The sequence below is a fragment of the Corynebacterium pseudodiphtheriticum genome, assembly GCF_023509295.1.
GTDB lineage: Bacteria > Actinomycetota > Actinomycetes > Mycobacteriales > Mycobacteriaceae > Corynebacterium > Corynebacterium pseudodiphtheriticum.
Genome location: NZ_CP091864.1, coordinates 1,417,193 through 1,439,847 on the forward strand (window position 1 = coordinate 1,417,193; position 22,655 = coordinate 1,439,847).

Annotated in this window: 22 protein-coding genes and 1 pseudogene; 3 read left to right on the top strand and 20 right to left on the bottom strand. The window is 53.6% G+C overall.

From position 1 onward, the window contains the following. Positions 1-100: 100 nt before the first annotated feature. The 5 genes from map to dxr form a co-directional block, all read right to left on the bottom strand. Positions 101-967 carry a type I methionyl aminopeptidase gene (map, locus tag L9H78_RS06345; RefSeq protein WP_249617315.1) on the bottom strand — a complete coding sequence of 289 codons (867 nt, stop codon included), beginning with the start codon at positions 965-967 and terminating at the stop codon, positions 101-103. 249 nt (positions 968-1,216) lie between these two features. After that, on the bottom strand, positions 1,217-3,067 hold the full coding sequence (locus tag L9H78_RS06350; protein WP_249619589.1) for a penicillin-binding transpeptidase domain-containing protein: 1,851 nt from the start codon (positions 3,065-3,067) through the stop codon (positions 1,217-1,219). A gap of 32 nt (positions 3,068-3,099) precedes the next feature. Then, a complete protein-coding gene (ispG, locus tag L9H78_RS06355) occupies positions 3,100-4,263 on the bottom strand; it encodes a flavodoxin-dependent (E)-4-hydroxy-3-methylbut-2-enyl-diphosphate synthase (protein ID WP_249619590.1) in 1,164 nt (387 codons plus the stop codon). 67 nt (positions 4,264-4,330) lie between these two features. Then, positions 4,331-5,551 carry a M50 family metallopeptidase gene (locus tag L9H78_RS06360; RefSeq protein WP_249619591.1) on the bottom strand — a complete coding sequence of 407 codons (1,221 nt, stop codon included), beginning with the start codon at positions 5,549-5,551 and terminating at the stop codon, positions 4,331-4,333. A gap of 68 nt (positions 5,552-5,619) precedes the next feature. Next, positions 5,620-6,828, bottom strand: coding sequence for a 1-deoxy-D-xylulose-5-phosphate reductoisomerase (gene dxr, locus L9H78_RS06365; RefSeq protein WP_249619592.1), 1,209 nt, complete (start codon positions 6,826-6,828; stop codon positions 5,620-5,622). Between the two features lie 174 nt (positions 6,829-7,002). Between dxr and L9H78_RS06370 the strand changes: the two genes are divergently transcribed. Beyond that, a complete protein-coding gene (locus tag L9H78_RS06370) occupies positions 7,003-7,440 on the top strand; it encodes a DUF2631 domain-containing protein (protein ID WP_021352678.1) in 438 nt (145 codons plus the stop codon). Positions 7,441-7,600: 160 nt separating this feature from the next. Here L9H78_RS06370 and rlmN read toward each other — a convergent pair whose 3' ends face one another. From rlmN to rpsB, 6 genes are all read right to left on the bottom strand, one after another. Further along, positions 7,601-8,728: a dual-specificity RNA methyltransferase RlmN gene (gene rlmN, locus L9H78_RS06375; RefSeq protein ID WP_249617320.1), complete on the bottom strand. Its 1,128-nt coding sequence runs from the start codon at positions 8,726-8,728 to the stop codon at positions 7,601-7,603. 40 nt (positions 8,729-8,768) lie between these two features. Continuing rightward, positions 8,769-9,662 (bottom strand): phosphatidate cytidylyltransferase, encoded by an 894-nt coding sequence (locus L9H78_RS06380; RefSeq protein ID WP_249617321.1) that lies wholly within the window; start codon positions 9,660-9,662, stop codon positions 8,769-8,771. Positions 9,663-9,838: 176 nt separating this feature from the next. Next, the gene (gene frr / locus L9H78_RS06385) at positions 9,839-10,396 is read right to left on the bottom strand and encodes a ribosome recycling factor (RefSeq protein WP_249619593.1); all 558 of its coding nucleotides are present in this window, start codon (positions 10,394-10,396) and stop codon (positions 9,839-9,841) included. Between the two features lie 70 nt (positions 10,397-10,466). Further along, positions 10,467-11,162: a UMP kinase gene (gene pyrH / locus L9H78_RS06390; RefSeq protein WP_249620754.1), complete on the bottom strand. Its 696-nt coding sequence runs from the start codon at positions 11,160-11,162 to the stop codon at positions 10,467-10,469. 242 nt (positions 11,163-11,404) lie between these two features. After that, positions 11,405-12,232: a translation elongation factor Ts gene (gene tsf, locus L9H78_RS06395; RefSeq protein ID WP_126849794.1), complete on the bottom strand. Its 828-nt coding sequence runs from the start codon at positions 12,230-12,232 to the stop codon at positions 11,405-11,407. Between the two features lie 75 nt (positions 12,233-12,307). After that, positions 12,308-13,126, bottom strand: coding sequence for a 30S ribosomal protein S2 (rpsB, locus tag L9H78_RS06400; RefSeq protein ID WP_021352684.1), 819 nt, complete (start codon positions 13,124-13,126; stop codon positions 12,308-12,310). Between the two features lie 424 nt (positions 13,127-13,550). Here rpsB and L9H78_RS06405 point away from each other — a divergent pair, with 424 nt between their 5' ends. Further along, on the top strand, positions 13,551-14,159 hold the full coding sequence (locus tag L9H78_RS06405) for a M23 family metallopeptidase (RefSeq protein ID WP_249617322.1): 609 nt from the start codon (positions 13,551-13,553) through the stop codon (positions 14,157-14,159). A gap of 29 nt (positions 14,160-14,188) precedes the next feature. Here L9H78_RS06405 and L9H78_RS06410 read toward each other — a convergent pair whose 3' ends face one another. From L9H78_RS06410 to rplS, 9 genes are all read right to left on the bottom strand, one after another. Then, positions 14,189-15,142, bottom strand: coding sequence for a tyrosine recombinase XerC (locus L9H78_RS06410; protein WP_249617323.1), 954 nt, complete (start codon positions 15,140-15,142; stop codon positions 14,189-14,191). Positions 15,143-15,236: 94 nt separating this feature from the next. Further along, positions 15,237-16,448, bottom strand: coding sequence for a DNA-processing protein DprA (dprA, locus tag L9H78_RS06415; RefSeq protein ID WP_249617324.1), 1,212 nt, complete (start codon positions 16,446-16,448; stop codon positions 15,237-15,239). Further along, on the bottom strand, positions 16,445-17,995 hold the full coding sequence (locus L9H78_RS06420) for a YifB family Mg chelatase-like AAA ATPase (protein WP_249617325.1): 1,551 nt from the start codon (positions 17,993-17,995) through the stop codon (positions 16,445-16,447). Before L9H78_RS06420 ends, dprA begins: the two co-directional genes overlap by 4 nt. Next, positions 17,982-18,416 (bottom strand): YraN family protein, encoded by a 435-nt coding sequence (locus tag L9H78_RS06425; protein WP_249617326.1) that lies wholly within the window; start codon positions 18,414-18,416, stop codon positions 17,982-17,984. The genes L9H78_RS06420 and L9H78_RS06425 overlap by 14 nt, the downstream gene beginning before the upstream one ends. Before the next feature lie 187 nt (positions 18,417-18,603). Beyond that, entirely contained in the window at positions 18,604-18,912 is a 309-nt protein-coding gene (locus L9H78_RS06430) for a DUF2469 domain-containing protein (RefSeq protein ID WP_021352690.1), read from the bottom strand. Positions 18,913-19,035: 123 nt separating this feature from the next. Next, entirely contained in the window at positions 19,036-19,653 is a 618-nt protein-coding gene (locus tag L9H78_RS06435) for a ribonuclease HII (RefSeq protein ID WP_249620755.1), read from the bottom strand. A gap of 79 nt (positions 19,654-19,732) precedes the next feature. Further along, complete coding sequence (gene lepB / locus L9H78_RS06440) at positions 19,733-20,395, bottom strand: signal peptidase I (RefSeq protein WP_249619594.1); 663 nt, start codon at positions 20,393-20,395, stop codon at positions 19,733-19,735. Between the two features lie 55 nt (positions 20,396-20,450). Next, entirely contained in the window at positions 20,451-21,143 is a 693-nt protein-coding gene (lepB, locus tag L9H78_RS06445) for a signal peptidase I (RefSeq protein WP_249618844.1), read from the bottom strand. 306 nt (positions 21,144-21,449) lie between these two features. Further along, complete coding sequence (gene rplS, locus L9H78_RS06450; protein WP_249617328.1) at positions 21,450-21,794, bottom strand: 50S ribosomal protein L19; 345 nt, start codon at positions 21,792-21,794, stop codon at positions 21,450-21,452. A 177-nt stretch (positions 21,795-21,971) separates the two neighbouring features. On the opposite strand from rplS, the pseudogene L9H78_RS06455 reads away from it, so the two are divergent. Further along, positions 21,972-22,637 (top strand): annotated as a pseudogene (locus L9H78_RS06455) (thiamine phosphate synthase); the annotation flags it as partial. Positions 22,638-22,655: the final 18 nt, after the last annotated feature.

Here is a 22,655-nt window from a genome sequence, read left to right on the forward strand (position 1 = left end):
AATTTTCAATATATTCCTGCGCACAATCATGGCGCTGCCGACGTTGCAAGCACGATTAACAGCGCCATTAGCTGATTCTTTAAATGGTCGGCGGTCGGCTTTAAATGGTTGGCTTTGTCAGAATCTCATTACCGTCGTCAGTGATGACGATTGTGTGCTCAAATTGAGCTGTGAATTTGCCGTCAGAGTTTTGGATAGTCCAATCATCATCCCAAACGTCATAATCTAGCGATCCGAGGTTGATCATTGGCTCAATAGTCAACGTCATGCCCGGCTCTAGGACATCCCGGTAGTGGTCAGAATCGTAGTGCAAGATGACCAGACCATTGTGGAAAGTCGGCCCAACGCCGTGACCCGTGAAATCACGCACCACGTTGTAGCCGAAACGGTTAGCATAGGATTCAATCACGCGTCCAATGACATTGACTTCCCTACCTGGCTTCGCCACCTTAATCGCGCGCATCATGGCTTCTTCCGTGCGTTCTACAAGCAACCGGTGTTCTTCTGATACCTCACCAGCCAAAAACGTACGGTTGGTATCGCCATGAACGCCGTTTTTGTATGCGGTGACGTCGATATTGACGATGTCACCTTCCTGAATCACGGTGGTATCCGGGATCCCGTGGCAGACGATCTCATTGAGTGAAGTACAGCAGGATTTCGGGTAACTCATATAGCCAAGGGTCGACGGATAAGCGCCATGGTCACACATGTATTCATGAGCAATGCGGTCAAGTTCGTCGGTGGTCACACCCGGAGCAACTGCCCGCCCAGCTTCTTCGAGTGCGTTGGCCGCGATCTCGCAAGATTCGCGCATAGCCTCAATGGTTTCTGGTTTTTGAATAAACGGCTCACCGATATTTTCTTGGACAGTGTCCTTCCATACGTATTCTGGGCGCTCGATGTTATCCGGAACAGTACGGAGAGGAGTTGGCTTGCCTGGGGAGAGCTTTCCACGTTGAGTCATGACTCCCCATGGTAGTAGCTAGGTAGCATTCTTGGTGAACCAGGCACCAGCAGCAACGCCACGAATCCGAGTGACAAGACACAACCCAGTTCAACGCTGCACATCCTTCTAAACAAGGCCGGGGCGTTATTTGCTGTCTCAGACGTCCCAGGGTCGGTTGTTGCTGTCGGTCTGTCTATAGATTCACTGCCTGACATGAATTAAGCAAAACGCAGGTCACAGACCGCTGTGCTTTACCTCGCTTCATTCTTATTCAAGCGGACCAGGTTCCGCGTAAGCACCCGCCCCTGCCCGGAGTTCATCAAGACGTTGGAAGAAACGGTCAGAGACATTAACCGCCGTTGTCGAACCTCCCCCGTCAACGATCAGCGTCGCGAAGGCAATGTCGTCGTCTCGGAACCCGGTAAACCAAGCATGCGAACCCCCAGAATATTCCGCTTCACCGGTCTTTCCGTGAATCGTGCCACCGGCTTGCATACCCGCAGCAGTTCCCGAAACGACGACCTCCCGCATCATCGAGCGCAAGCCATCAATAGCTGCCGGGGATGGGCCAGGAAGTTCTTCACTCGGCTTAGTTTCGTGCCCTTCGATCAGCGTCGGCACAGGACGATGCCCCGCAGCTACCGTCGATGACACCAAAGCAAAGCCGAATGGGCTAGCTAAATCTAGGCCCTGGCCATAACCGGCTTCCGTACGTTCAAACGCAGTTTCCCCTTCCGGGATTTCCCCGGTGATAGTTACCAATCCCGGGATATCGTAATCAATTCCCAGGCCAAATTTCTTGCCAGTCTGTTCCAATTCACCCGGCGCAAGATTCGTCGACATCTCAGCAAAGGTCGTGTTACACGATGCCGCGAATGCGCGCTGCAACGGGACTGTGCCCAGCGAGAATTGGTTGTAGTTGACCACGGTACGGCCCTGAATATTCATCACCCCAGGGCAGCCCACGGAGTTTTGTGGGTTAAGCCCCTGGTGCTCGATCCCGGCTGCCGCGGTAATAATCTTGAACACAGAACCAGGCGGGTAATGCCCGTTAAGCGCAATATCGCCGTCTTTATCCGCTGCTGGCGTTTGCGCGACTGCAAGAATTTCACCAGTCGACGGCCTCATGGCTACCAACATTGTCTGTTTATCCTGCCGCAGTGCAACGGCATCTTGTGCAGCCCGCTGGACGTTGTAATCGATCGCGATTTTTAGTGCCGGGGCCGGATCTGCTTCATACACGCTCACGTCGGAAAGCGCAGCACCGTGGGGATTAACCACGCTAACTTTCCAGCCGTTCGCACCTTCCAGATCATCGCCGACGATGCGAGTCACGCGCGACATAATGTCCGGAGCAAAATCTTTTTCCAGAGGAACCATCGCGGGTTCTTCATTCAATCGAACTCCGGGAATATCAGAAAGATCGTCGACGATCGTTGGGCCTGCATCAGCAGAATACACTCCCACTGAGTAGATCCCGTCGATGCTTTCTAATGATGACGCTAGTTCTCCGGCATCTAAGGGCGATATCGTCGTATCACGCCCACTAGCAGCATTGACTGCGCTAGCGATGCGTGCTGCAGCCGCACGCGGATCTTCCAGCTGCGCAGTATCAACCAACAACCGGTGCGATACGCCCGGCGATAGGAGCTCCACCCCGTCTGACGAAACCACGCTGGCACGAGCTGCCTCTACTGCGCGGAGTTCCAAGTGCTGGTTAGCACCCAGATCCGGGTGGATAATAGTCGGTTTATAACGGACCGTCCACTCATCGGAGGCCTTAGTCAGCGTCATCTCTGTTTCATAAACCAATTCGCGATCACGCGGGAGATTCCAATGCATGGAATAACGGGCAGTTGCGATGGAATCGTTGACGTCAACGTCGGCAAGCGTGGTGGTTAAGCCTTCTGCTTGCAAGCCGGTGAAAGTTTCATCGATTGCTTGCACAGCACTCTGAGGATTATCGATTACCTCAGATAAAGCCTCCGCATCACGCTCAGCCATCGCATCCAAAAAATCTTGGGCGACTGGATCTGCAGAAGCAGGCTTCGGGGTACACGCCACCAGCGTAGAGCCGCTAATAACGGCAGAAACCAGCAGCGCAACCGTCTTTTTCATAGCGAGAAGACTAACACGCCAAAGGCATGGTTTTAGGAAGTGACGCGCACATCAGCCTTTGCGCCTTCTTGCGCTTCCAAACCTTGCTCCTCAGCGATGATGTTTGCCTGCTCAATCAGCGTCTCGACGATCTGTGATTCTGGGACGGTTTTGACGACCTGTCCCTTCACAAAAATCTGGCCTTTCCCGTTGCCGGATGCCACACCAAGATCTGCATCGCGGGCCTCGCCAGGGCCATTAACGACGCATCCCATCACTGCCACCCGCAACGGGAATTCCAAACCGTCGAGGCCTTCAGTAACTTCTTCCGCCAATTTGTAGACATCCACTTGGGCACGACCACAAGACGGGCACGAGACGATCTCTAATTTGCGTTCCTTCAGGTTCATTGCCTGCAGGATCTGTTCACCAACCTTGATCTCTTCCACCGGGTCCGCAGACAAAGAAACGCGAATCGTATCACCAATTCCCTGTGATAGCAGAGCACCAAAGGCGACCGAGGACTTAATGGTTCCCATCATCAACGGACCAGCTTCGGTCACGCCCAAATGCAAAGGGTAATCCGTTTTCGCAGCTAATTGACGGTAAGCCTCCACCATGAGCACCGGATCGGAGTGTTTCACCGAAATAGCAATGTCTCCGAAACCGTGCTCTTCAAACAGAGAAGCCTCCCAAATGGCGGATTCGACCAGGGCCTCTGGGGTGGCTTTACCGTATTTCTCCAACAGCCGCTTATCCAGCGAGCCGCCATTGACACCGATGCGGATGGGAATGCCCGCATCGCCTGCCGCCTTGGCAACTTCTTTCACGCGGCCATCGAATTCTTTAATATTGCCGGGATTAACGCGCACCGCAGCGCAACCAGCATCAATGGCCTGGAAAATGTATTTCGGCTGGAAGTGAATATCCGCAATGACCGGAATCGGAGACTTCTTAGCAATCGCCGGCAAAGCCTCAGCGTCGACAGGCTTCGGGCACGCAACCCGGACGATATCGCAGCCCGTCGCCGTAAGCTGGGCAATCTGCTGCAACGTAGCGTTAATGTCGTGGGTTTTCGTTGTCGTCATCGACTGCACAGAAACCGGATAATCCGATCCGACTCCCACATCACCGACCATAATCTGACGTGTTTTCCGCCGCGGAGCCAGAGTTGGCGGCGGACCTTCCGGCATTCCGAGTCCAATCGGAGTTGGCATGTATTCTCCTTGCAAATTGCGAATGTGCTGGCAATATTCTAGCACTGCCTGCTGGTGCTACCCATTGCTAAAACAGTGCGATTGGATTCACGATATCCGCGATAATTACGATGACGCCTACCGTCAACAGCATCGCAGCCATGCCGTACGTCAGCGGCAGCAATTTCTCGTAGTTTGCTGGGCCGCCAGGTTCTTGTCCCCGTAGTCGGCGAAGCAGGTTGCGAACCTTTTCCCACAGCACTACCGCAATGTGACCGCCATCGAAAGGCGGTAATGGAATCATGTTAAACAGTGCGAGGAAAAAGTTAAGTGTTGCCAGCATCATCCAAAACATTGGCCATAATTCACGCTCGACGAGCTCACCACCCGCACGTGAGGCACCTACCACACTTATTGGGCTGTCCTGTTCCCGTTCGGCCCCGAAAATAGAAGCCGCGACTGCTGGGATCTTGCTTGGAAACGCAATGATCCCCTCAACCGTCGCTTGCAACATAAACCAGGAATATTCAAAACTAGCTGGAATTGCCCCGGCAACGCTGTATTCCCGATGCACGTCCAAAGGAGCACTTGCTAAACCTACCGATCCCACGGTTCGTGGTTGCCCCTCGGCGTCATAACGCACCACCGAATCTAGTTCTACGTCCAACTGTAGTTCACGGCCGTTACGCTCGATATCCAACGTGATGGTTTCCCCAGGCCGGGATTGCACCTCATCGCGGAACTCCATGAAGTTATCAAGCTTTTCGCCGTTGAAACCAGTGATAATATCTCCGGACTGCACCCCGGCTTGACCACCAGCTCCCTGCCCTGTGCAATCTTCTAGCTCAACACGCTCATCAGACTGGGTGGGCACTTTTTGGTCTGCAGAGCACGTAACCTCACCAACGGTGGCGCGCACATCAGCGTGCGGATCTGGCAGCCCAGCGCTAGCAGCAACTAAGAACAAGATCAGCAAACCGAGCACAATATTGACGAACGGCCCGGCTGCCAAGACCACGATTCGTTGCCAAGCTGGCTTGGAATACATGGCGTGCGCTTTTTCGTCCTCGGCCATCTCATCCATCGCGGTCATTCCCGCGATATCGCAAAAACCACCAAGCGGCAGTGCTGCCAGACCGTATCGGGTATGTCCCTTAGTAAAAGAGAACACCGAAGGGCCAAACCCAACATAGAAACGACGCACGCGCATCCCAAATGCCCGGGCAGAAACCATATGTCCTGCTTCATGCAAGGCAATGGTGGCCGCAATGCCCAGCGCAAACAAGAAAATGCCAAGAATAAAAGCCATCGCGAAAACTCTACCTCAACCGCACGTTAATTCAGACGTCTTTGTTCTAGATCTATACTGCTGAGCCACTAGTGCAGCGCTGCAATATGCTCACGGGCGACACGTCGGGCTGCAGTTTCGAGTTCATAAACATCATCCAAACTGCTAGCAAGTGGCCCTGGTCTTCCTGCAAAAATATCCATCACCGCTCCAACGAGGTCAACGATTTGCGGAAAATGGATTTGCTCGCGCAAAAATGCCCCGGCGGCTTCTTCATTAGCTGCGTTGAATACGGCCGGCATTCCGTCGGTGGCTAGAGCAATACGTGCCAAATTTAAAGCAGGAAACGCCTCATTATCCACGGGCAGAAAATCCCAAGACTGTGCATCCTGCCATTTCAAAGGCGGCTGCGCATGTGGCACCCGGTCGGGCCAAGCTAAAGCGAGTGCTATGGGCAGCTTCATTGACGGCGGTGAGGCCTGTGCGAGCGTCGAGCCATCATAAAAGGTCGCCGCGGAATGCACAATCGACTGCGGGTGCACAACCACATCGATACTGCTAGCAGGAAAATCGAATAAGTAACTAGCCTCGATCAGCTCCAGGCCTTTATTTACCAAAGTAGCCGAATTAAGCGTATTCATCTGCCCCATCGACCAGGTCGGGTGTGCTGCCGCTTGTTGCGGAGTTACCTCCCACATACGGCTACGATTCCAACCGCGAAAGGGGCCTCCAGAAGCTGTTAGTACCAAACGCGAGACCTCTTCTCGACGACCAGAGCGCAGAGCCTGGGCCATGGCAGAATGCTCGGAATCAACGGGGACAATCTGACCCTCGTTAGCTTTTTCGAGTACCCACCGACCGCCAGCTACCAATGATTCTTTATTCGCCAACGCCAGCGTGGACCCCGCTTCGAGAGCCGCAAGAGTAACCGGCAACCCCCGCGAACCATCCATGGCATTGAGTACGACATCAGCCTGCGTGGCTGCGCACAATGCAGCAGCAGAGTCAGGGCCTCCCATGATGTTTGCGCCGAGCTCCTGGGAAACGTTTCTCGCGACGTCGTTATCAGCGATGGCGAGGAAATCTGCGGGAATCGAAAAATCTCGTGCCTGCTGACAAAAAAGCTCTATGCGTGAGCCCCCTGCCGCAAGGCCAACTAATTGGAACTTGTCTGGGTTGTCAGCGATCACTTCCAGAGCTTGCGTGCCAATCGAACCTGTCGAACCCACTACGACAACAGTGCGGGGGGATGCAGATTTCCGGGACGCGGACTGGTGGTCTAGTTGTGCGAGATTCACAGCCGTTACTTTATCGTCTGGCGACATTAATCGCTTTATGCCCGCCGATATGCGAGAATAATGGCAGCTATATTTCAGGTTCGGTAACTACCGCCACAGTGAGTTCCCCGGGTTCTCCTCGGTGGTGTGCCGTACACAGGTTTTAACTGACGTTGATGTGAAGGAGTATCCGCTGTGGCTTCCCATGAACCCGCACCGCAGGTACATAATGGTGTATCTACCCTCGATGTTCCCTCGGCTGCCTGGGGTTACAGCGCCGTTAAGCGCACCACCATCCAGGTAACTGGCTGGCTTTCCGTTCTGTGGCTCTTGGGCTTGAACTTCGGCAACCACGAAGGTCATGTCGAGACCATTTACTTATTCCTCTTCGCGATCTTGATCGCAGTCGGCCTGCTCATTCACCTGTTTGAGCCAAAGCTATCGCAAGTACGCACCATTACTGGCCGAAACAAGGGTGAAAACCACAAAGAACCAGAATGGGCCTACCAACAGGCAACTTTGACCGGTGTCTATGCTGACCTGACTGATTCCCAGTTGCGTTCTATGAACATCGACCCTGCTCGGGTTGCTCAGCTGCGTGCCGGCCAGCGCAACGAAGCGATCGAAGGCTAAGCACCTTCCCGGCCTGATTTCCACGGCCAGCTACACTATGCTGGCCAGCAAATTGCTGTATCAGACTAATAGCCACCCCGGTTTCGGGGTGGCTATTAGTCTGTCTGGGGCCTTAAGTCGAAGAGAATCAAAACTCACACAAAAACTAGGCGGAGGCTTTCTAAGCGCGAGCTTCGGCCTCCATTTTTCTACCGGCTTCTTCTTCAGCAGCCAACTGACCACAAGCCGCCGCGATTTCTTGCCCCTTAGTATCACGAACAGTACACGGCACCCACTGAGAAACTCTGCGAACAAACTCGTCTTGCCTATCTTTTGGCGAGGCATCCCATTCCGATCCCGGAGTTGGATTCAGTGGAATTACGTTCACGTGCACCTTGGTGCCCAAAGCATTCCACAATTTCTCACCAAGTAAATCCGCCCGCCAGTCCTGGTCGTTCTTATCGCGGATTAAAGCATATTCAATTGATACGCGGCGGGAAGTTTTCTCCACATAATATTTCGCCGCAGAAAGCACTTCTTCCACGGACCAGCGATTATTAACTGGTACTAAGGTGTCACGGAATTCATCGTCCGGGGTATGCAAAGATACCGCGAGCGTAACGTTCATCTGTTCGTCGGCAAGCTTGCGAATAGCCGGAGCCAACCCCACAGTAGAAACTGTCACGTTGCGTGCAGAAATCCCAAAGCCCTTGGGGCCAGGAGCAATAATTTGGGAAACAGTTTCCTTAACACGTTTATAGTTCGCCAGAGGCTCCCCCATCCCCATGAAGACGATATTCGACAAACGAGAGCCTTCGGCAGCCAAGGTTTTAGCCGCATGGCGTACCTGCTCTGTCATTTCTGCAACCGAAAGGTTACGATCCAATCCGCCTTGCCCAGTTGCACAAAACGGACAGTTCATACCGCAGCCCGCTTGCGAAGATATGCAAAGCGTAGCGCGATTCGGATAACGCATCACCACCGATTCCAGCAGTGTCCCGTCGTGCAAGCGCCACAACGACTTTGATGTGTGGCCGTCATCTGTTTCTTTGGAATACAGGTGCGTCATCAGTTGCGGGAACAACGCTTCGGCAACTTTGTCACGGGCATCGGCTGGGAGATCTGTCATCGTCGATGGATCTGCTTCATAACGCTCATAATAATGACGAGCAATCTGGTTAGCCCGGAATTTTGGTAGCCCCAACTCGGCCAACGCAGCAATGCGCTGTTCGTCACTCAAATCCGCAAAATGCTTCGGCGGAAGGCCCCGCTTCGGGGAGGAAAAGTCGAGTTTTACAGGTTGTGGCATGACGACCATACTGCCTTGTTCGGCGGACAGGAACAAATCACTATGAACTGTATTGCACCAGTGCGTTGATCAATAGCCACGTTGCCATAGCCGCGGGCAACATGCCGTCGATTCGATCCATGACCCCACCATGGGCAGGAAGTATCGCAGACATATCTTTGATGCCAAATTCGCGTTTGAATTGCGACTCCACAAGATCACCGAGAGTGGCGCAGATGACCAGCCCGAGTCCTAAGACGATGCCGATTCGCCAGTCATCATGTAACAAGAAATGTACAGTTAATGCGCCCGTGGTAGTGCCAAATAGAACTGAGCCCGCAAAGCCCTCCCAAGACTTCTTCGGACTCACTGCAGGAGCCATTGGGTGTGCACCAAACATTACGCCAGCAGCATAACCGCCTACGTCAGAAGCAACGACGCACAACATGAAGGTCGCGATCGAAGCGCTCCCCGACGCCCAAGGGGTAGACAAATGCGAGAGCATAGCCGCGAACGAGGCAAACAATGGGATCCACATCAGCACGAAAACGCCGACGGACATATCCCGCAAGTAATTCTGCGGAGCAGAATGCCGACCGTTATGGAACAACCGCCCGAACATCAAAATGAGAACGGACGCGACAAAAGCCGTTACCAATCCTGTGAGCTCAAATGGCCAGGAAAGCCATACCATCGCCTGGCCCATGAATATCATTTGATAAAACGGCAGACTATAGGAATTCTCACGCAGCCGGGACAGCACTTCCCACATTGCGACGGCCACTCCGACCGAGACCACTGGATACCAAGCAACCGGACCAATCAATAGCGCACCGATTACTAGCGCTCCCAGCAGCACACCAACCAGAATCGCGACCTTAAGATCACGACCAGCATCGTTTTTAGGGTATGGAAGATGGCCACGTAGTGACCAAGTAGATCTAGATTCTTTCATACCCCTCCTCAAGGCTATTGTTGCGGAATGCATGGCACAGCAGGCGGAAACACCGTTGTAAGTATCTGCTCGCTTCCCGCCTAGGTACCCGGGAATTACTTGCTGGTTGTAGAAAGACGTCGCACTGCGAGTGAACCGCGCTCACAGTGCGACGTAAGCAGAATTGAGAAGGTAATTTAAACTTCCATCAATTCGGATTCCTTGTTATTTACGACGTCGTCGATTGACTCGACGTATTTCGCAGTAACTTTTTCCATCTCTGCTTCACCAGCCTTAACTTCATCTTCGCCGCTGTCTCCATCTTTTTGCAGTTTCTTAAGCTGCTCCATCGCTTTCCGGCGCACATTACGGATAGCAATCTTGCCATCCTCGCCCTTCGAGCGGGCGAGCTTCACCATGTCTTTACGACGTTCCTCAGTGAGCTGTGGGATAGTCACCCGCAGGACATGGCCATCATTGGTTGGGTTAACCCCCAGATCAGAATTCCGGATGGCATTTTCAATCTCACCGATCATGGACTGCTCATAAGGCTTAATCAGCAGCATACGAGGCTCCGGAACCGAAACCGTCGCCATCTGCGTAATTGGGGTAGGAGCACCGTAGTACTCCGCAACCAGACCGTTAAACATGGATGGGTTCGCCCGACCAGTACGAATAGTGGTGAGGTCCTCGCGTGTGTGCTCAACAGAAGCCGCCATACGCTCTTCTGCTTCCAGCAAAATATCGTCAATCATGAATAGATCCTGTACTTAATCGTGTATTACAGATTTGAAAAGTGTCCAGCCCGGCCAGCTAGCCACTGTTTTAGCTTTCCTGTGAGGATACCAGGGTGCCAATACGCTCCCCTGCGACAGCACGGGCAATGTTGCCCTCGGTCAGCAGGTTAAACACCAAAATCGGCATATTGTTGTCCATACAAAGGCTGAAAGCAGTGGCATCTGCAACCTTTAGACCTTTTTCGATGACTTCCCGTGGGCTGATTTCGCTGTACAGCTCGGCATCCGGGTTATGCCGTGGATCGTCGGAATAGACGCCGTCAACCCCCTTAGCCAAAAACAGTACCTCTGCCCCAATTTCCAAAGCCCGTTGTGCGGCAGTGGTATCTGTGGAGAAATACGGCATGCCCATACCTGCACCGAAAATAACCACCCGGCCCTTTTCTAGGTGCCTATCAGCACGCAATGGTAAGTATGGTTCGGCGATCTGGGCCATATTAATGGAAGTCTGCACACGGCAATCGACTCCCAGTTGTTTTAGGAAATCTTGCAGCGCCAACGAGTTCATCACCGTACCGAGCATGCCCATGTAATCCGACCGTGCTCGGTCCATCCCTCTCTGGGATAACTCGGCACCACGGAAGAAATTTCCGCCACCGATAACTACCGCGATTTCTGCGCCGGTTTTGGCTACCTCTGCAATTTGGCGGGCTACATTTTCCACTACATCGGGATCAATGCCAACGGTTCCACCGCCGAACATTTCACCGCCGAGTTTCAGCATGACGCGTTTATAACGGGCTCTTTGGGCACTTTCGGTGTCAGTCACCGTTGTTCTCTCCTTGGCTGTGCAGACATTGGATTCTATGCTACCTTCTCGGTTCACTAGCCTAGCAATTAGACACTAGAGTCGGCAGTTTTTCCTTACGAGCTTGATTAAACACCCTTAAATCACAACAAAACCCCCGCCAGAATTGGCGAGGGTTTTGTTAGGCACGCATTGTGCGCGATTGTTAATTCAGGTTATTACGCCTGACCAACCTCAAAGCGACGGAATCCAGTCAGCTTCACGCCTGCTTCCTCAGTTACCTGAGCGACGGTCTTCTTGCTGTCCTCTAACGATGGCTGCTCCAATAGAACGACATCCTTGTAGAAACCGTTCAGACGGCCTTCTACGATCTTTGGAATTGCCTTCTCTGGCTTGCCCTCTTCGCGAGTGATCTGCTCAGCAATAGCCTTTTCCTTCTCAACAACGTCGGAAGGGACGTCCTCGCGGGTCAGATACTTTGCCTTCAAAGCAGCAACCTGCATTGCAGCAGCACGTGCTACGTTTTCAGCGTTGTCGGCATCAGACTCGTAGGAAACCATGACACCAACAGATGGTGGCAAGTCACCAGAGCGCTTGTGCAGGTAGAGAGCAACCTTGTCGCTGTCTACGGTTGCAGCACGCTTCAGTTCCAGCTTCTCACCAATCTTGGCTGACTGCTCTTGGATCAGTTCACCAGCGGTGGAGCCATCAACCTCAACTGCTTGCAACTCTTCCTGGGAGTTAGCCTTAGCTGAAGCAGCAGCATCAGCGATCTTCTGGGCGAAGTTGATGAAGTCCTGGTTCTTCGCAACGAAGTCAGTCTCACAGTTAACTTCGACCATGGTGTTTCCGGAAACTGCAATTAGGCCTTCGGAAGCGTCGCGGTCTGCACGCTTGCCGACGTCCTTAGCACCCTGGATACGCAGGGTTTCGACAGCCTTGTCGAAGTCGCCGTCGTTTTCTGCCAGAGCCTTCTTGCAGTCCATCATGCCGGAACCGGTCATGTCACGGAGCTTCTTAACGTCTGCAGCGGTGTAATTCGCCATAGTTTGGACGATCCTCCTTATGTAGGAACGATGTGGGAACGGGAAACGTTTTCTTAGTACGTCTCGTTGGCGCGATTAAGCGTTCTCGGAAGAAGCGCCCTCTGCCGATGCTGGATCAGCAGCAGCCGCTGCTTCTGCAGCATCGCGCTGTTCCTTATCTGCGGAATCGCCGGCGGATTCCTTAGCAGCAGCGAGCTTACGCTCTTCACGTGCCTTCTTGCCTTCTTCCACTGCGTGGCCGACGATGCGGGACAGCAGCTTAGTAGCGCCGATGGCGTCATCGTTGCCTGGAATTGGGAAGTCAACATCGTCCGGATCACAGTTGGTATCCAGGATGGCGACGATCGGAATGTTGAGCTTATGAGCCTCGGAAACTGCGATGTGCTCTTTGTTGGTGTCAACGATCCACAAGGCCGATGGTGCCTTGGTCATCTCGGAGATACCACCCAGAACGCGCTCCAGTTTTTCGCGCTCGCGGGTCAGAGTCAGAACTTCTTTCTTGGTACGACCCTTGTAGCCATCCTCAGCAGCATCCATAGCCTGCAGTTCTTTCATGCGACCAAGACGCTTAGTGACAGTCTGGAAGTTGGTGAGCATACCGCCGAGCCAACGGTGGTTCACGTATGGCATGCCAACGCGCTTTGCTTCTTCTTCAACAGCTTCCTGAGCCTGCTTCTTGGTACCAACGAAGAGGATGGTGCCGCCGTGAGCAACGGTTTCTTTCACGAATTCGTATGCTTCATCGATGAAAGTCAGAGTCTGCTGCAGATCGATGATGTAGATGCCGTTGCGATCGGTGAAGATGTGGCGACGCATCTTTGGGTTCCAGCGACGCGTCTGGTGACCGAAGTGGACACCCGCGTCGAGGAGCTCGCGCATGGTTACAACTGCCATGGTTAGCTTCCTTCTCGGTAGATAGTTTTGGTTTTCAAGGACACCGCAGGGCTTACACCCTACTTTTGCACTGCAAGGGTTTTTATCCCTTGCCCTAGCAATGAAGTCCGCCGCTAACACTCCACAGTAAACTTTCGTGATTCGCATAGAATCGAATACCACGTGGAGACCACGTCAGCGCCGGTTTTTCGCCACCCTCTATATTGTTATGGAATGGTGAAAAACTTCATCGCGCGTAGTCAGTGCGCATAACACACACTGCTGAGCCGTATTTTAGGTTAATTCTTCGGATAACACCAATTTATTCGCTGAGTTATCCACAGCTCAATTTCGTTATGTCACTAGCATGTTCAAGCGCCACACTATCCACACGCTTTTCATTCTCAACGCACTATTCACACACTCTTCCTAGAGACTTGGTTTTATGAAGAGTGTGCATTATTTGGCTTTGATGACTGTTCGTCAGCACGATGAAACAACTGGGTGGATAGCTCTCCCACGCAAGTTATCCAGTATCGCGTGCGTGCTCGCACTAGTGGTCTTTAGCGTAATTCCACAAGCATTTGCTGGTCACGAGCAAAGCCTGGACGATAGGTCTGCCAATTCCGAGGCGTTTTCAGGCCTTTATGTTGATCCCGGCACCCGTACCGCTACCCCATCGCCAGTTTTGCGTGGTTTTGATCCACCAGAAAAAGATTGGTTGCCAGGGCATCGAGGAGTGGATCTGGATGTAGCCATTGGTGCTCCGGTTGCTTCTGCAGGAGCAGGTACTGTGCATTTTGCCGGAAACGTGGCTGGAACACCTACCGTATCCATCAATCACGCTGGAGGGCTACGTACGACATATCAACCGGTCTTTGCACGAGTCAAAGCTGGCGACGACGTAACTGTCGGGGAAATCATTGGAACCTTAGCCTCCCCCACCGACGGAACCCCGGGCCTGCACTGGGGTGCTCGCACCGGCCCTAAGAAATACATCAACCCGCTAGATCTATTGGGCGAAACGATTATCCGTTTAAAACCATGGGATTGAGATAAACCGTCAGCTTACCCGGCATTTTATTAGGCCCTTGGGTGAGCTTGCGAATGCACCTGTTTTAAACGCTCAGCAGTGACGTGCGTATAACGCTGAGTTGTTTGCAGCGAAGCATGCCCCAAAATTTCTTGTACCACACGAAGATCTGCTCCGCCCTCTAACAAATGTGTTGCTGCGGAATGCCGCAATCCATGTGGACTCAAGCCCGTAATTCCTTGCTGTAGCCCGGCGCGTTCTACTATTCGCCGTACCTGGCGTTGGTCGATTCTCTTGCCGCGGGCGCCGATAAATAGTGCGGGTTCCGTGGAATCATTCTTGGTTTTGGTTTGTATTACGACGCGGCCGTCGGCGATCCAGGTTGCCAGGGCATTCGCAGCTGCTGTCCCGAATGGCACGATGCGTTGTTTATTTCCTTTGCCAGTAACTTTGATGGTTTGTTGTCGGGTATCTAGATCATTCCGGTTTAGGGAAACGAGTTCGGCAACGCGCATTCCTGAGGCATAGAGCAACTCGAGGATTGCAGTATCACGTTGGTTTATGGGATCACGTTTATCGGGTTTGGTTTGGTCTTGATTGTGTTGTGCTACGACGTCGGCAGCTTCATTGACCGCAAGTACCGTGGGTAACGTTGAGGTAGCACTTGGATTATGGAGTCGCGCTGCTATGTCGGCTTCAAGATGTCCTTGGCGTTGTGCCCACCTAGAAAAAGCGCGAGTCGCAGAGGCCCTGCGCGCTATTGTTGCTCGGGATTTTCTCTCACGTACCGCCTGTGCAAGCCATGCCCGTAAGTTGGGGAGGGTGAATTCGGCGAAGGTCGGTACAAGGGTGGCCAGGTCATATAAATCGCTGCGATAGCTGCGTACGGTGGCAGGTGAGCGTCCTTGCACGTAATGCTGGTAATCGGCGAAGTCGTCTATGGCTTCGTGTAATTGGCTTCGCCGAACCCCTTGTGAGCGCGATGCATGGGTGCCGGTTTCCATATCGTGTGATTATAGGCCGACTCGCTATGTGATGGTTCTGCGTTGCTTTAATCCTGTGTTGTTATGGCGCAGCATTTTCTGCTCACGGTATTTGCTAGTCATTTTGTTGTGTTCGTGTGAACCGTCCGTTCTTTCGTGCAATGAATCCGTTTTTGTGCAGATCGAGTAGCAAATGGACGGTTAGCCCTAGTGGCATTCCGGCCTCGGTAGCTATTTGCTCTGCTTGCTTACCGGGAAAACCATGAGCCGGTGTGCAGTCGTAAATCTGAAGTTCATTGCGTGAGAGCTTTTGTATAGGATCCGGGCCGAACTGCAGCTCGTATTGGCCGGTAGCGTCAATTTCGCCGATACCACCGAGTAATTCACGCACGTCATCGGCACTCGTAACCAGCTGTGCGCGACCGTCTTTGACTAGCTGGTGACAGCCGAGCGAACCCACGGTAGTGATAGGCCCTGGTACTGCCATGGTGGTTTTACCGAAGCCTTCTGCCCAGTGCACAGTGTTCAGTGCGCCAGAACGCCATGCTGCTTCCACTACGACTGTGCCTTCAGTCAAGGCCGCTACTAGGCGATTGCGAGTGAGGAACCGGTGTCGTTGTGGTGGTGTTTCTGGTGGGTATTCAGTAACCAAGGCTCCGCGGCTACCTGTGGCAATAGTGTGGAAGAGTTTTGTGTTGACGCGAGGGTAAGTTCTATCCACCCCGCAGGCAGATATAGCCATAGTTGCACCTCCTGCTGCGAGAGCCGCAGAATGTGCCACAGTATCAATACCGATCGCGCCGCCAGCGACGATAGTCCATTGCGCTGGACATAGGCCTCGCACAAGGTGTTCGGTGGCTGCTTTGCCATAAGAACTTATGGACCGCGTCCCCACGACAGCGACGGCTTGGGCGACGAGCTCCCGCAGATCGTTGCCGCGCACCCACAGGCTATGCGGTGGGGAGCTGGCCCCAGTGTGCTTGCTAGCTAAGCCACCTCCACGTTCAGCACCCAGTTGAGCAAAACCAAAAGCCGCATTGAATGTCTCTGCCGGATACTCTTCATCATCTGGAGTCACCAGGCGCGCCCCATAGTCCGCAGCTATTTCTAGATCTTTTTCCCAGCGGCACCAATCATGTCGGGCTTCAGTCTGTCCCAATACCCCATGCAGCCAGCTCGCTCGTGCGCGAATACCACGGGCAATTTCTGTGCAGTCTCTGCCGGAGCGCAGTAATTGCCACAATGCCTGAGAAGGTCCTTCGATCACCCGATTGAGATAAGCCCACGCATAACGCTCTGCATCAATTTTGTTGCTGCCTGAGGTCATAGCACAACCTCCTGGTGTACCTGAGTCATGTCACCACGGATTTCTATTGCTTGCGCGACTTCTTCCAAGCCAGGTTGCGCACTGCCAGCAAGATCACACAGCGTCCAAGCAAGTTTTAAAATCTTATCGACTGCCCGCTGGCTAATATCCCCATTTGCTAAGTGCGCCTGCACCAAAGCCATGCCCGCCGAATCAGCCGCAAATTCCCGGCGCAGCAAGGTAGTGGGCACCGTTGCATTTGTCAGTGCCGCAATACCAGCTTGTGCCCAACGGAAATTACCGCGCTGCCGTGCTTCTGCGACAGATTCTGCAATGTCTGCCGACGTCCGTGCCCGATCACTGACTAACGTCGCTGCCTGCGAATGCGTCCGCACGGTCATATCAAGCCTATCGCGCATCGGCCCAGACAGATTATTCAAATAGCGCATGCGCTCATGCGGCCGACACCGACATTTCGTGGCGTCTTCAGCAGCACAACGACAGGGATTAGCTGCTAGAACCAACTGACAGCGCGCCGGGAAAATAATCTCGCGACGGTTGCGCACTAATCGTACTTCGCCTTGCTCCAACGGGGTGCGCAAACTATCAACCACGGCGGCCGGCATTTCTGAAATTTCGTCGAGAAACAACACCCCATGGTGGGCCAGACTGACTGCACCAGGGCGCGGGTTACCGGATCCTCCTCCCAATAACCCGGCGCGAGTAATGGAGTGGTGCGGGGCTATATAGGGGGCTTTCGTGATTACAGATCGCGGGGCACTACCAGTTCCTAAGACGGAATGTACTGCGCTAACTTCCAAGGATTGCGATGTTGATAGTTCAGGCATAATTCCGGGCAGCCGTGCAGCCAGCATGGATTTACCTGAACCCGGCGGGCCTATCAGCAACATATGGTGTCCGCCAGTAGCGGCGATTTCTGCAGCTCTAACGGCATCTTCCTGGCCCGCAATGTCTGCAAAATCCAGACTCGGAGGCCCAGAGGTATCTGGATGGCGGGCATAGCTGTGGGCGTCGGCAAGTTCTGTCTCACCACATATCCAGCGATAAGCGGCCGTCAACGTGGGCGCGACCAACACGTGCATGTCCTCCAGCAGCGCTGCCTCGGGCGCATTGGCTGGTGGAATGATCACAGTTTCAAAACCGTAGCGGCGAGCCGCTAACAAGGCAGGGACAATTCCAGCAACTGCATGTACCCGCCCATCAAGACCTAGTTCGCCGAGCACCAGGACTGAGTTCAAATCACGGTGTTGGCGTCGGCCCGTGTGCCCTGCGGCTTCCAAAATTGCCAAGGCAGTAGGCAGATCGAAATGTGATCCTGATTTGGGCAAGCCCGCGGGCGACATAGAAACCACAATTTTGGTTTTCGGCCAGCCTAGTTGTGCATTTGCGACTGCTGTGCGGATACGATCACGTGATTCATTGACGGCTGCATCGCCGAGCCCGACGACATGAATCCCGGGCAGCCCTGGTCCAATATTTGCTTCGACGGTGACAATATCGGCATGGACACCAGACAGTGCGACAGTATGGGTTTTAGCAAGCACCACGCTCAACCCCTTCAAAGACCTCTACGGCAACGCCTTTGTTTGGATCCGTGTCCGCGCTGACTACGACTACATCAAAACGAATCTGCCCCAGAAAAGAAGCACCGTCGCAGTGCTGTAGTTCGCTAAGCCACCGGACGGCAGCATGCCGCATACGATGAAGTTTCTTCGTCGTCACCGCCTCAGCCCCTCCGAAGGCCCTACTGGAGCGGGTTTTAACTTCCACGAACACGATTGCACCCGGCGGCCCATCGCCGGGCCGGACAATCAGATCTATCTCTCCACCACGGTAATAAACGTTACGAGCAATGACTTCGTAACCGCGGTTTCGGTAAAAATCTTGGGCAATAGACTCACCGCGTTGGCCTAGTTGCCGTGCATGAGTTGGCATCACGGATTCCCCCAAACAAAAACTGTTAATCATCTGAAGCTTTTTCAGATATCACTAGTTTTCGTCGGTACGCGGTCTGCCACAAGAAGCAACCACCAAGCTACCGCTTAACCTGTGGACAATGGGGGTTATCCACAGCTTGGCCTAAACAGATTTGACAGAATCCAACTATTCCGCAGGCAAGGTTTGTCGGAAGCCAGATTTGTCGGTAGTGCAGGTGCTATTCCGGCATAATCATATCTGGTTTATCGAGTTCTTCGATGTTGACATCTTTGTAGGTAATCACTCGAACATAACGAACGAAACGCGCCGCGCGATACATGTCCCACACCCAAGCATCAGACATTCGCACCTCGTAATATACGTCGCCACCACCAGAGGTATGCGGAATGAGTTCTACCGCGTTGGCTAAATAAAAACGACGTTCAGTTTCGATCACGTAGGAAAACTGGCTGACGACATCGCGATATTCACGATACAGAGACAGCTCGACTTCAGCTTCGTAGTTGTCCAGTTCTTCTGCGCTCATCTGCGATTACTCCTTACGCGGCCGGCTAAGGATCCGGTGTCTGCGAACAATGTGAAGACCAGTCTAACTGGCAATCGCCCCTGCGCGGCCGCGGCGCACCGGGGCCCAAACTCCTAGCCAGAATTATGGCTGCGCGGCTTCCCAGTGCGCATGAGCAGCCGCCACGTTGGCATAACTGCGACGATGCTCCGGGCAAGCTCCCCGCTGTTCTATCGCTTGGCTATGCGCTTTGGTGCCATATCCTTTATGCCCAGCAAGCCCATAGCCGGGATAACGTTGATCTAGTTCCGTCATCAGACGATCACGGCTTACCTTTGCCAGCACACTTGCCGCAGAAATGCACCGGGCTGCAGCATCACCACCAATGATCGGAAGCTGTGGCACAGTCAAACCGGGAATTTTCATCGCATCGCTAAGCACGTAGCCAACGGGGTGCGCCAAACCAACCACAGCGCGACGCATCCCGGAAAGATTCGCATGCTGAATTCCCCGGGCATCAATTTGCGCCGCCGAGATATGCACAACGTTAAAATCCACAGCCTGATCGACGATGAGATTATAGAGCTTCTCCCTCTTAACAGGAGTTAATTTTTTCGAATCGGTCAACGCTGCCAATTCCGGCAATGATGCAGCAGGCAACACGCACGCGGCTATGGTCACTGGCCCACAGCAGGCACCTCGACCAGCCTCATCTACTCCCGCAACTGGCCCAAAACCACTACTTTCCAGATGCAGTTCCATCCAGCTCGGGTTTCCGTGTAGCTTCGTGCCAGCCGTATCTTTGTGTGCTTTCTGCGCGTTTCGCGTTACCGCCATGGATTTACTCCAGTCCGCCGAAGCGATCCAGGGGCAGAAAAATTCCGCGGACCTTCCCAATGAAATTATCCACCGGAACCGTGCCCTGCTGTGGATCGCCCAGGTAAGCCCGCGAATCGAGGGAATTTGTACGGTTATCCCCCATCACCCAAACATGACCCTGGGGCACAGTTACGGGGCCGAAAAAGTCCCCACCACACTCTTGTGCACCACCGGGTCCGTCGACACGATGCGCAGGCGGATCAGCAAGATATGGTTCTGCGATAACTCGTCCGTCGACAAGCACCCCAGGATCACCGGGCATACACTGCACGGTCTGGCCCTCAATAGCGATGACCCGTTTAACGAAGCTATTCGCATCCGGAGCGACCACACCAATCGCAGAGCCTACGTTCTGTACACCACGCAGAAAACGATTGTTGCTGCGCGGGGAAGAAAAACCCGAGTGCCACGACTCAGTACCATCAAATACCGCTACATCGCCCGGCTGTGGATCACCAAAACGATAGGCTAACTTGTCGACGACGATGCGATCATTACTCTCCGGACAGTCTGTGCACCCCTGCAAGGTTGGCTCCATCGACGACGACGGCACCACATAAAACCTGCCGACGAAAGCCTGCACCGCAGCGAGCACACCAAAACTCACGACAGCGGTGACGAGCATGATCCGCCAACGCCACGCCTGCGAAGCACTTCGGCACACAGTGGTCGGGACAGAACTACTGCTGGATGTCCGGGTCATCGATACCGCCAAAGCGGTTAAACGGGTAAAAGACAAATTTTGCTTTGCCTCGTATATTTTCCGCGGGGATAGTGCCCTGACGATCATCAAACATGTGCGCCCGAGAATCGGCCGAATTCGTCCGATTATCCCCCATCATGAAGTAGGAATCTTCTGGAACCTCAACCGGGCCAAAATACGGGCCACCGCAAGCCTCCGAACCTATAGACTCATCGACCGCATACTGTGGTGGGCTTTGCACATAGGACTGATCAATCGGCTGACCGTCTACCATCACAGCCGTGTCGCCTTCCTGGCAGGACACTGTTTGCCCGCCAGTAGCAATGATGCGCTTCACCAAAGTATTTTCATCTGGCGCGGCCAAACCAACCAACGATAAGCCATCCTGGATACGAGCAAAGACAGCATTATCGGAACGCGGTGACTGATACATGCCGTCCCAGGATGGGGTACCTTCGAACACCACGACGTCGCCAGGCTGCGGTTCAGAAAAGTAGTAGCTGACCTTTTCCACAAAAATCCGGTCATCCGTACACTCCGGGCAACCATGCAAAGTCGGTTCCATGGAAGCCGAAGGGATCACGTATTGGCGGCCGACGAAATTCTGAAACAGCCCGACAACCACTAAAACCACCAAAACCGTCAGTATGGTCTCGGCCCAAGCTGGCATCCGCGGTTTTTCTTCGGCGGCTTCACTGTCGGCAGCGTCACTGCCCCTAGTCGCTTGAGTTTCCTCGCCGGTCGCAGCCTCGGTCTTAGCCACAGACTCAGGCCCAGCCTCACCTCGCAGGCGTCGACTTTTGGCTAGATCATCTCCAGTGCGGTTTTCTTCGCTAGTCACGGATTACACCTTAGCAGTGGATAAATGTACAGGCGGCAGATCAGTAACTTGCTAAGCAGCAATGAACATGTTCAGAGCAACAAAAAACCCAGGCGGAATGATTCAGCCTGGGTGATTGCAGCATCTGCGAAAAACTTAGCGCTTTTCCTTGATACGAGCCTTCTTGCCGCGCAGGTTACGCAGGTAGTACAGCTTCGCGCGACGGACTTTACCGCGGCGAGTAACCTTGATCGAGTCGATGTTTGGAGAGTGTACCGGGAAGGTACGCTCAATTCCGATACCGAAGGAGATCTTACGTACGGTGAAGGTCTCACGAATACCGGAGCCTTGACGACGGATGCAAACACCCGAGAAAAGCTGGGTACGCTGGGTGGTTCCCTCGATAACCTTGACGTCTACGTCCAGAGTATCGCCGGCACGGAATTCTGGGATGTCGTCGCGCAGCTGCGCAGCATCGACTTTGTCGAGAATGTGGTTCATAGCAGTGTCCTTAATACGTCGGGAAAGAGGAGCCTAGCAATCACAAAGAATCATCAGCATGACAGTTACGATTCTGCGTGATGTGACCGGTTCGTATCCTTAACAATCAACCGCTCTAGTCTGGCACAATAGTTAAACAGATTTCAAATCTATTCCAGCAATACAAACGGTGGTTTCATGTCTGCACCTTTTCCTACTCGTGCCCACAGCGCCCGGGAGCACCTGGATTTCCGTTGCTACTTTGTCACCGGAGCAGGAAGCCACGACGAGATTGTTGCTCGTGCGGTTGCTGCTGCTCGCGGCGGCGCCGGCATCATCCAGGTGCGCTCCAAACCAATCACTGAGGCAGATCTCTATCGGCTCGCCGCCGATGTCTCGGTGGCTGTTACACAGGTCAACCCACATTGTGCGGTTCTAGTCGACGACGTCGTGGAACTCGTCGCCAAGCTCAAAACCGATGGCTACCCCATTGCCGGAGTCCACGTCGGTCAAGATGACATGAACGTCGCTAAGGTTCGCGAAATCCTTGGCCCCGGCGCGGTCATCGGCTTGACCACGGGCACAGTTGAACTAGCGCGAGCTGCGAATGCCCACGCCGAAGAGCTGGATTACATCGGTTGTGGGCCGTTTCGGGCAACTCCGACGAAAGATTCCGGACGCAGCCCGCTGGGCATTTCTGGTTATCCACCAATCGTCGCAGCCAGTGCAGTGCCGGTCGTTGCCATCGGCGATGTGACTATCGACGATGCCCAGGACTTAGCCGCCACCGGAATTGCAGGCGTCGCGATTGTACGCGGGATTATGCATGCTGCGAACCCAGAAGAATATGTGGCTGGCGTCGTCAAGAATGTTACCGCCGGG

Bases quoted from the DNA above. Each gene is read 5' to 3' on its own strand.
- map (WP_249617315.1), bottom strand. From the start codon at position 967: ATGACTCAACGTGGAAAGCTCTCCCCAGGCAAGCCAACTCCTCTCCGT.
- L9H78_RS06350 (WP_249619589.1), bottom strand. From the start codon at position 3,067: ATGAAAAAGACGGTTGCGCTGCTGGTTTCTGCCGTTATTAGCGGCTCT.
- ispG (WP_249619590.1), bottom strand. From the start codon at position 4,263: ATGCCAACTCCGATTGGACTCGGAATGCCGGAAGGTCCGCCGCCAACT.
- L9H78_RS06360 (WP_249619591.1), bottom strand. From the start codon at position 5,551: ATGGCTTTTATTCTTGGCATTTTCTTGTTTGCGCTGGGCATTGCGGCC.
- rlmN (WP_249617320.1), bottom strand. From the start codon at position 8,728: ATGCCACAACCTGTAAAACTCGACTTTTCCTCCCCGAAGCGGGGCCTT.
- L9H78_RS06380 (WP_249617321.1), bottom strand. From the start codon at position 9,662: ATGAAAGAATCTAGATCTACTTGGTCACTACGTGGCCATCTTCCATAC.
- frr (WP_249619593.1), bottom strand. From the start codon at position 10,396: ATGATTGACGATATTTTGCTGGAAGCAGAAGAGCGTATGGCGGCTTCT.
- pyrH (WP_249620754.1), bottom strand. From the start codon at position 11,162: ATGCTGAAACTCGGCGGTGAAATGTTCGGCGGTGGAACCGTTGGCATT.
- tsf (WP_126849794.1), bottom strand. From the start codon at position 12,232: ATGGCGAATTACACCGCTGCAGACGTTAAGAAGCTCCGTGACATGACC.
- rpsB (WP_021352684.1), bottom strand. From the start codon at position 13,126: ATGGCAGTTGTAACCATGCGCGAGCTCCTCGACGCGGGTGTCCACTTC.
- L9H78_RS06405 (WP_249617322.1), top strand. From the start codon at position 13,551: ATGAAGAGTGTGCATTATTTGGCTTTGATGACTGTTCGTCAGCACGAT.
- L9H78_RS06410 (WP_249617323.1), bottom strand. From the start codon at position 15,142: ATGGAAACCGGCACCCATGCATCGCGCTCACAAGGGGTTCGGCGAAGC.
- dprA (WP_249617324.1), bottom strand. From the start codon at position 16,448: ATGACCTCAGGCAGCAACAAAATTGATGCAGAGCGTTATGCGTGGGCT.
- L9H78_RS06425 (WP_249617326.1), bottom strand. From the start codon at position 18,416: ATGATTAACAGTTTTTGTTTGGGGGAATCCGTGATGCCAACTCATGCA.
- L9H78_RS06430 (WP_021352690.1), bottom strand. From the start codon at position 18,912: ATGAGCGCAGAAGAACTGGACAACTACGAAGCTGAAGTCGAGCTGTCT.
- L9H78_RS06435 (WP_249620755.1), bottom strand. From the start codon at position 19,653: ATGGAACTGCATCTGGAAAGTAGTGGTTTTGGGCCAGTTGCGGGAGTA.
- lepB (WP_249619594.1), bottom strand. From the start codon at position 20,395: ATGCTCGTCACCGCTGTCGTGAGTTTTGGTGTGCTCGCTGCGGTGCAG.
- lepB (WP_249618844.1), bottom strand. From the start codon at position 21,143: ATGCCAGCTTGGGCCGAGACCATACTGACGGTTTTGGTGGTTTTAGTG.
- rplS (WP_249617328.1), bottom strand. From the start codon at position 21,794: ATGAACCACATTCTCGACAAAGTCGATGCTGCGCAGCTGCGCGACGAC.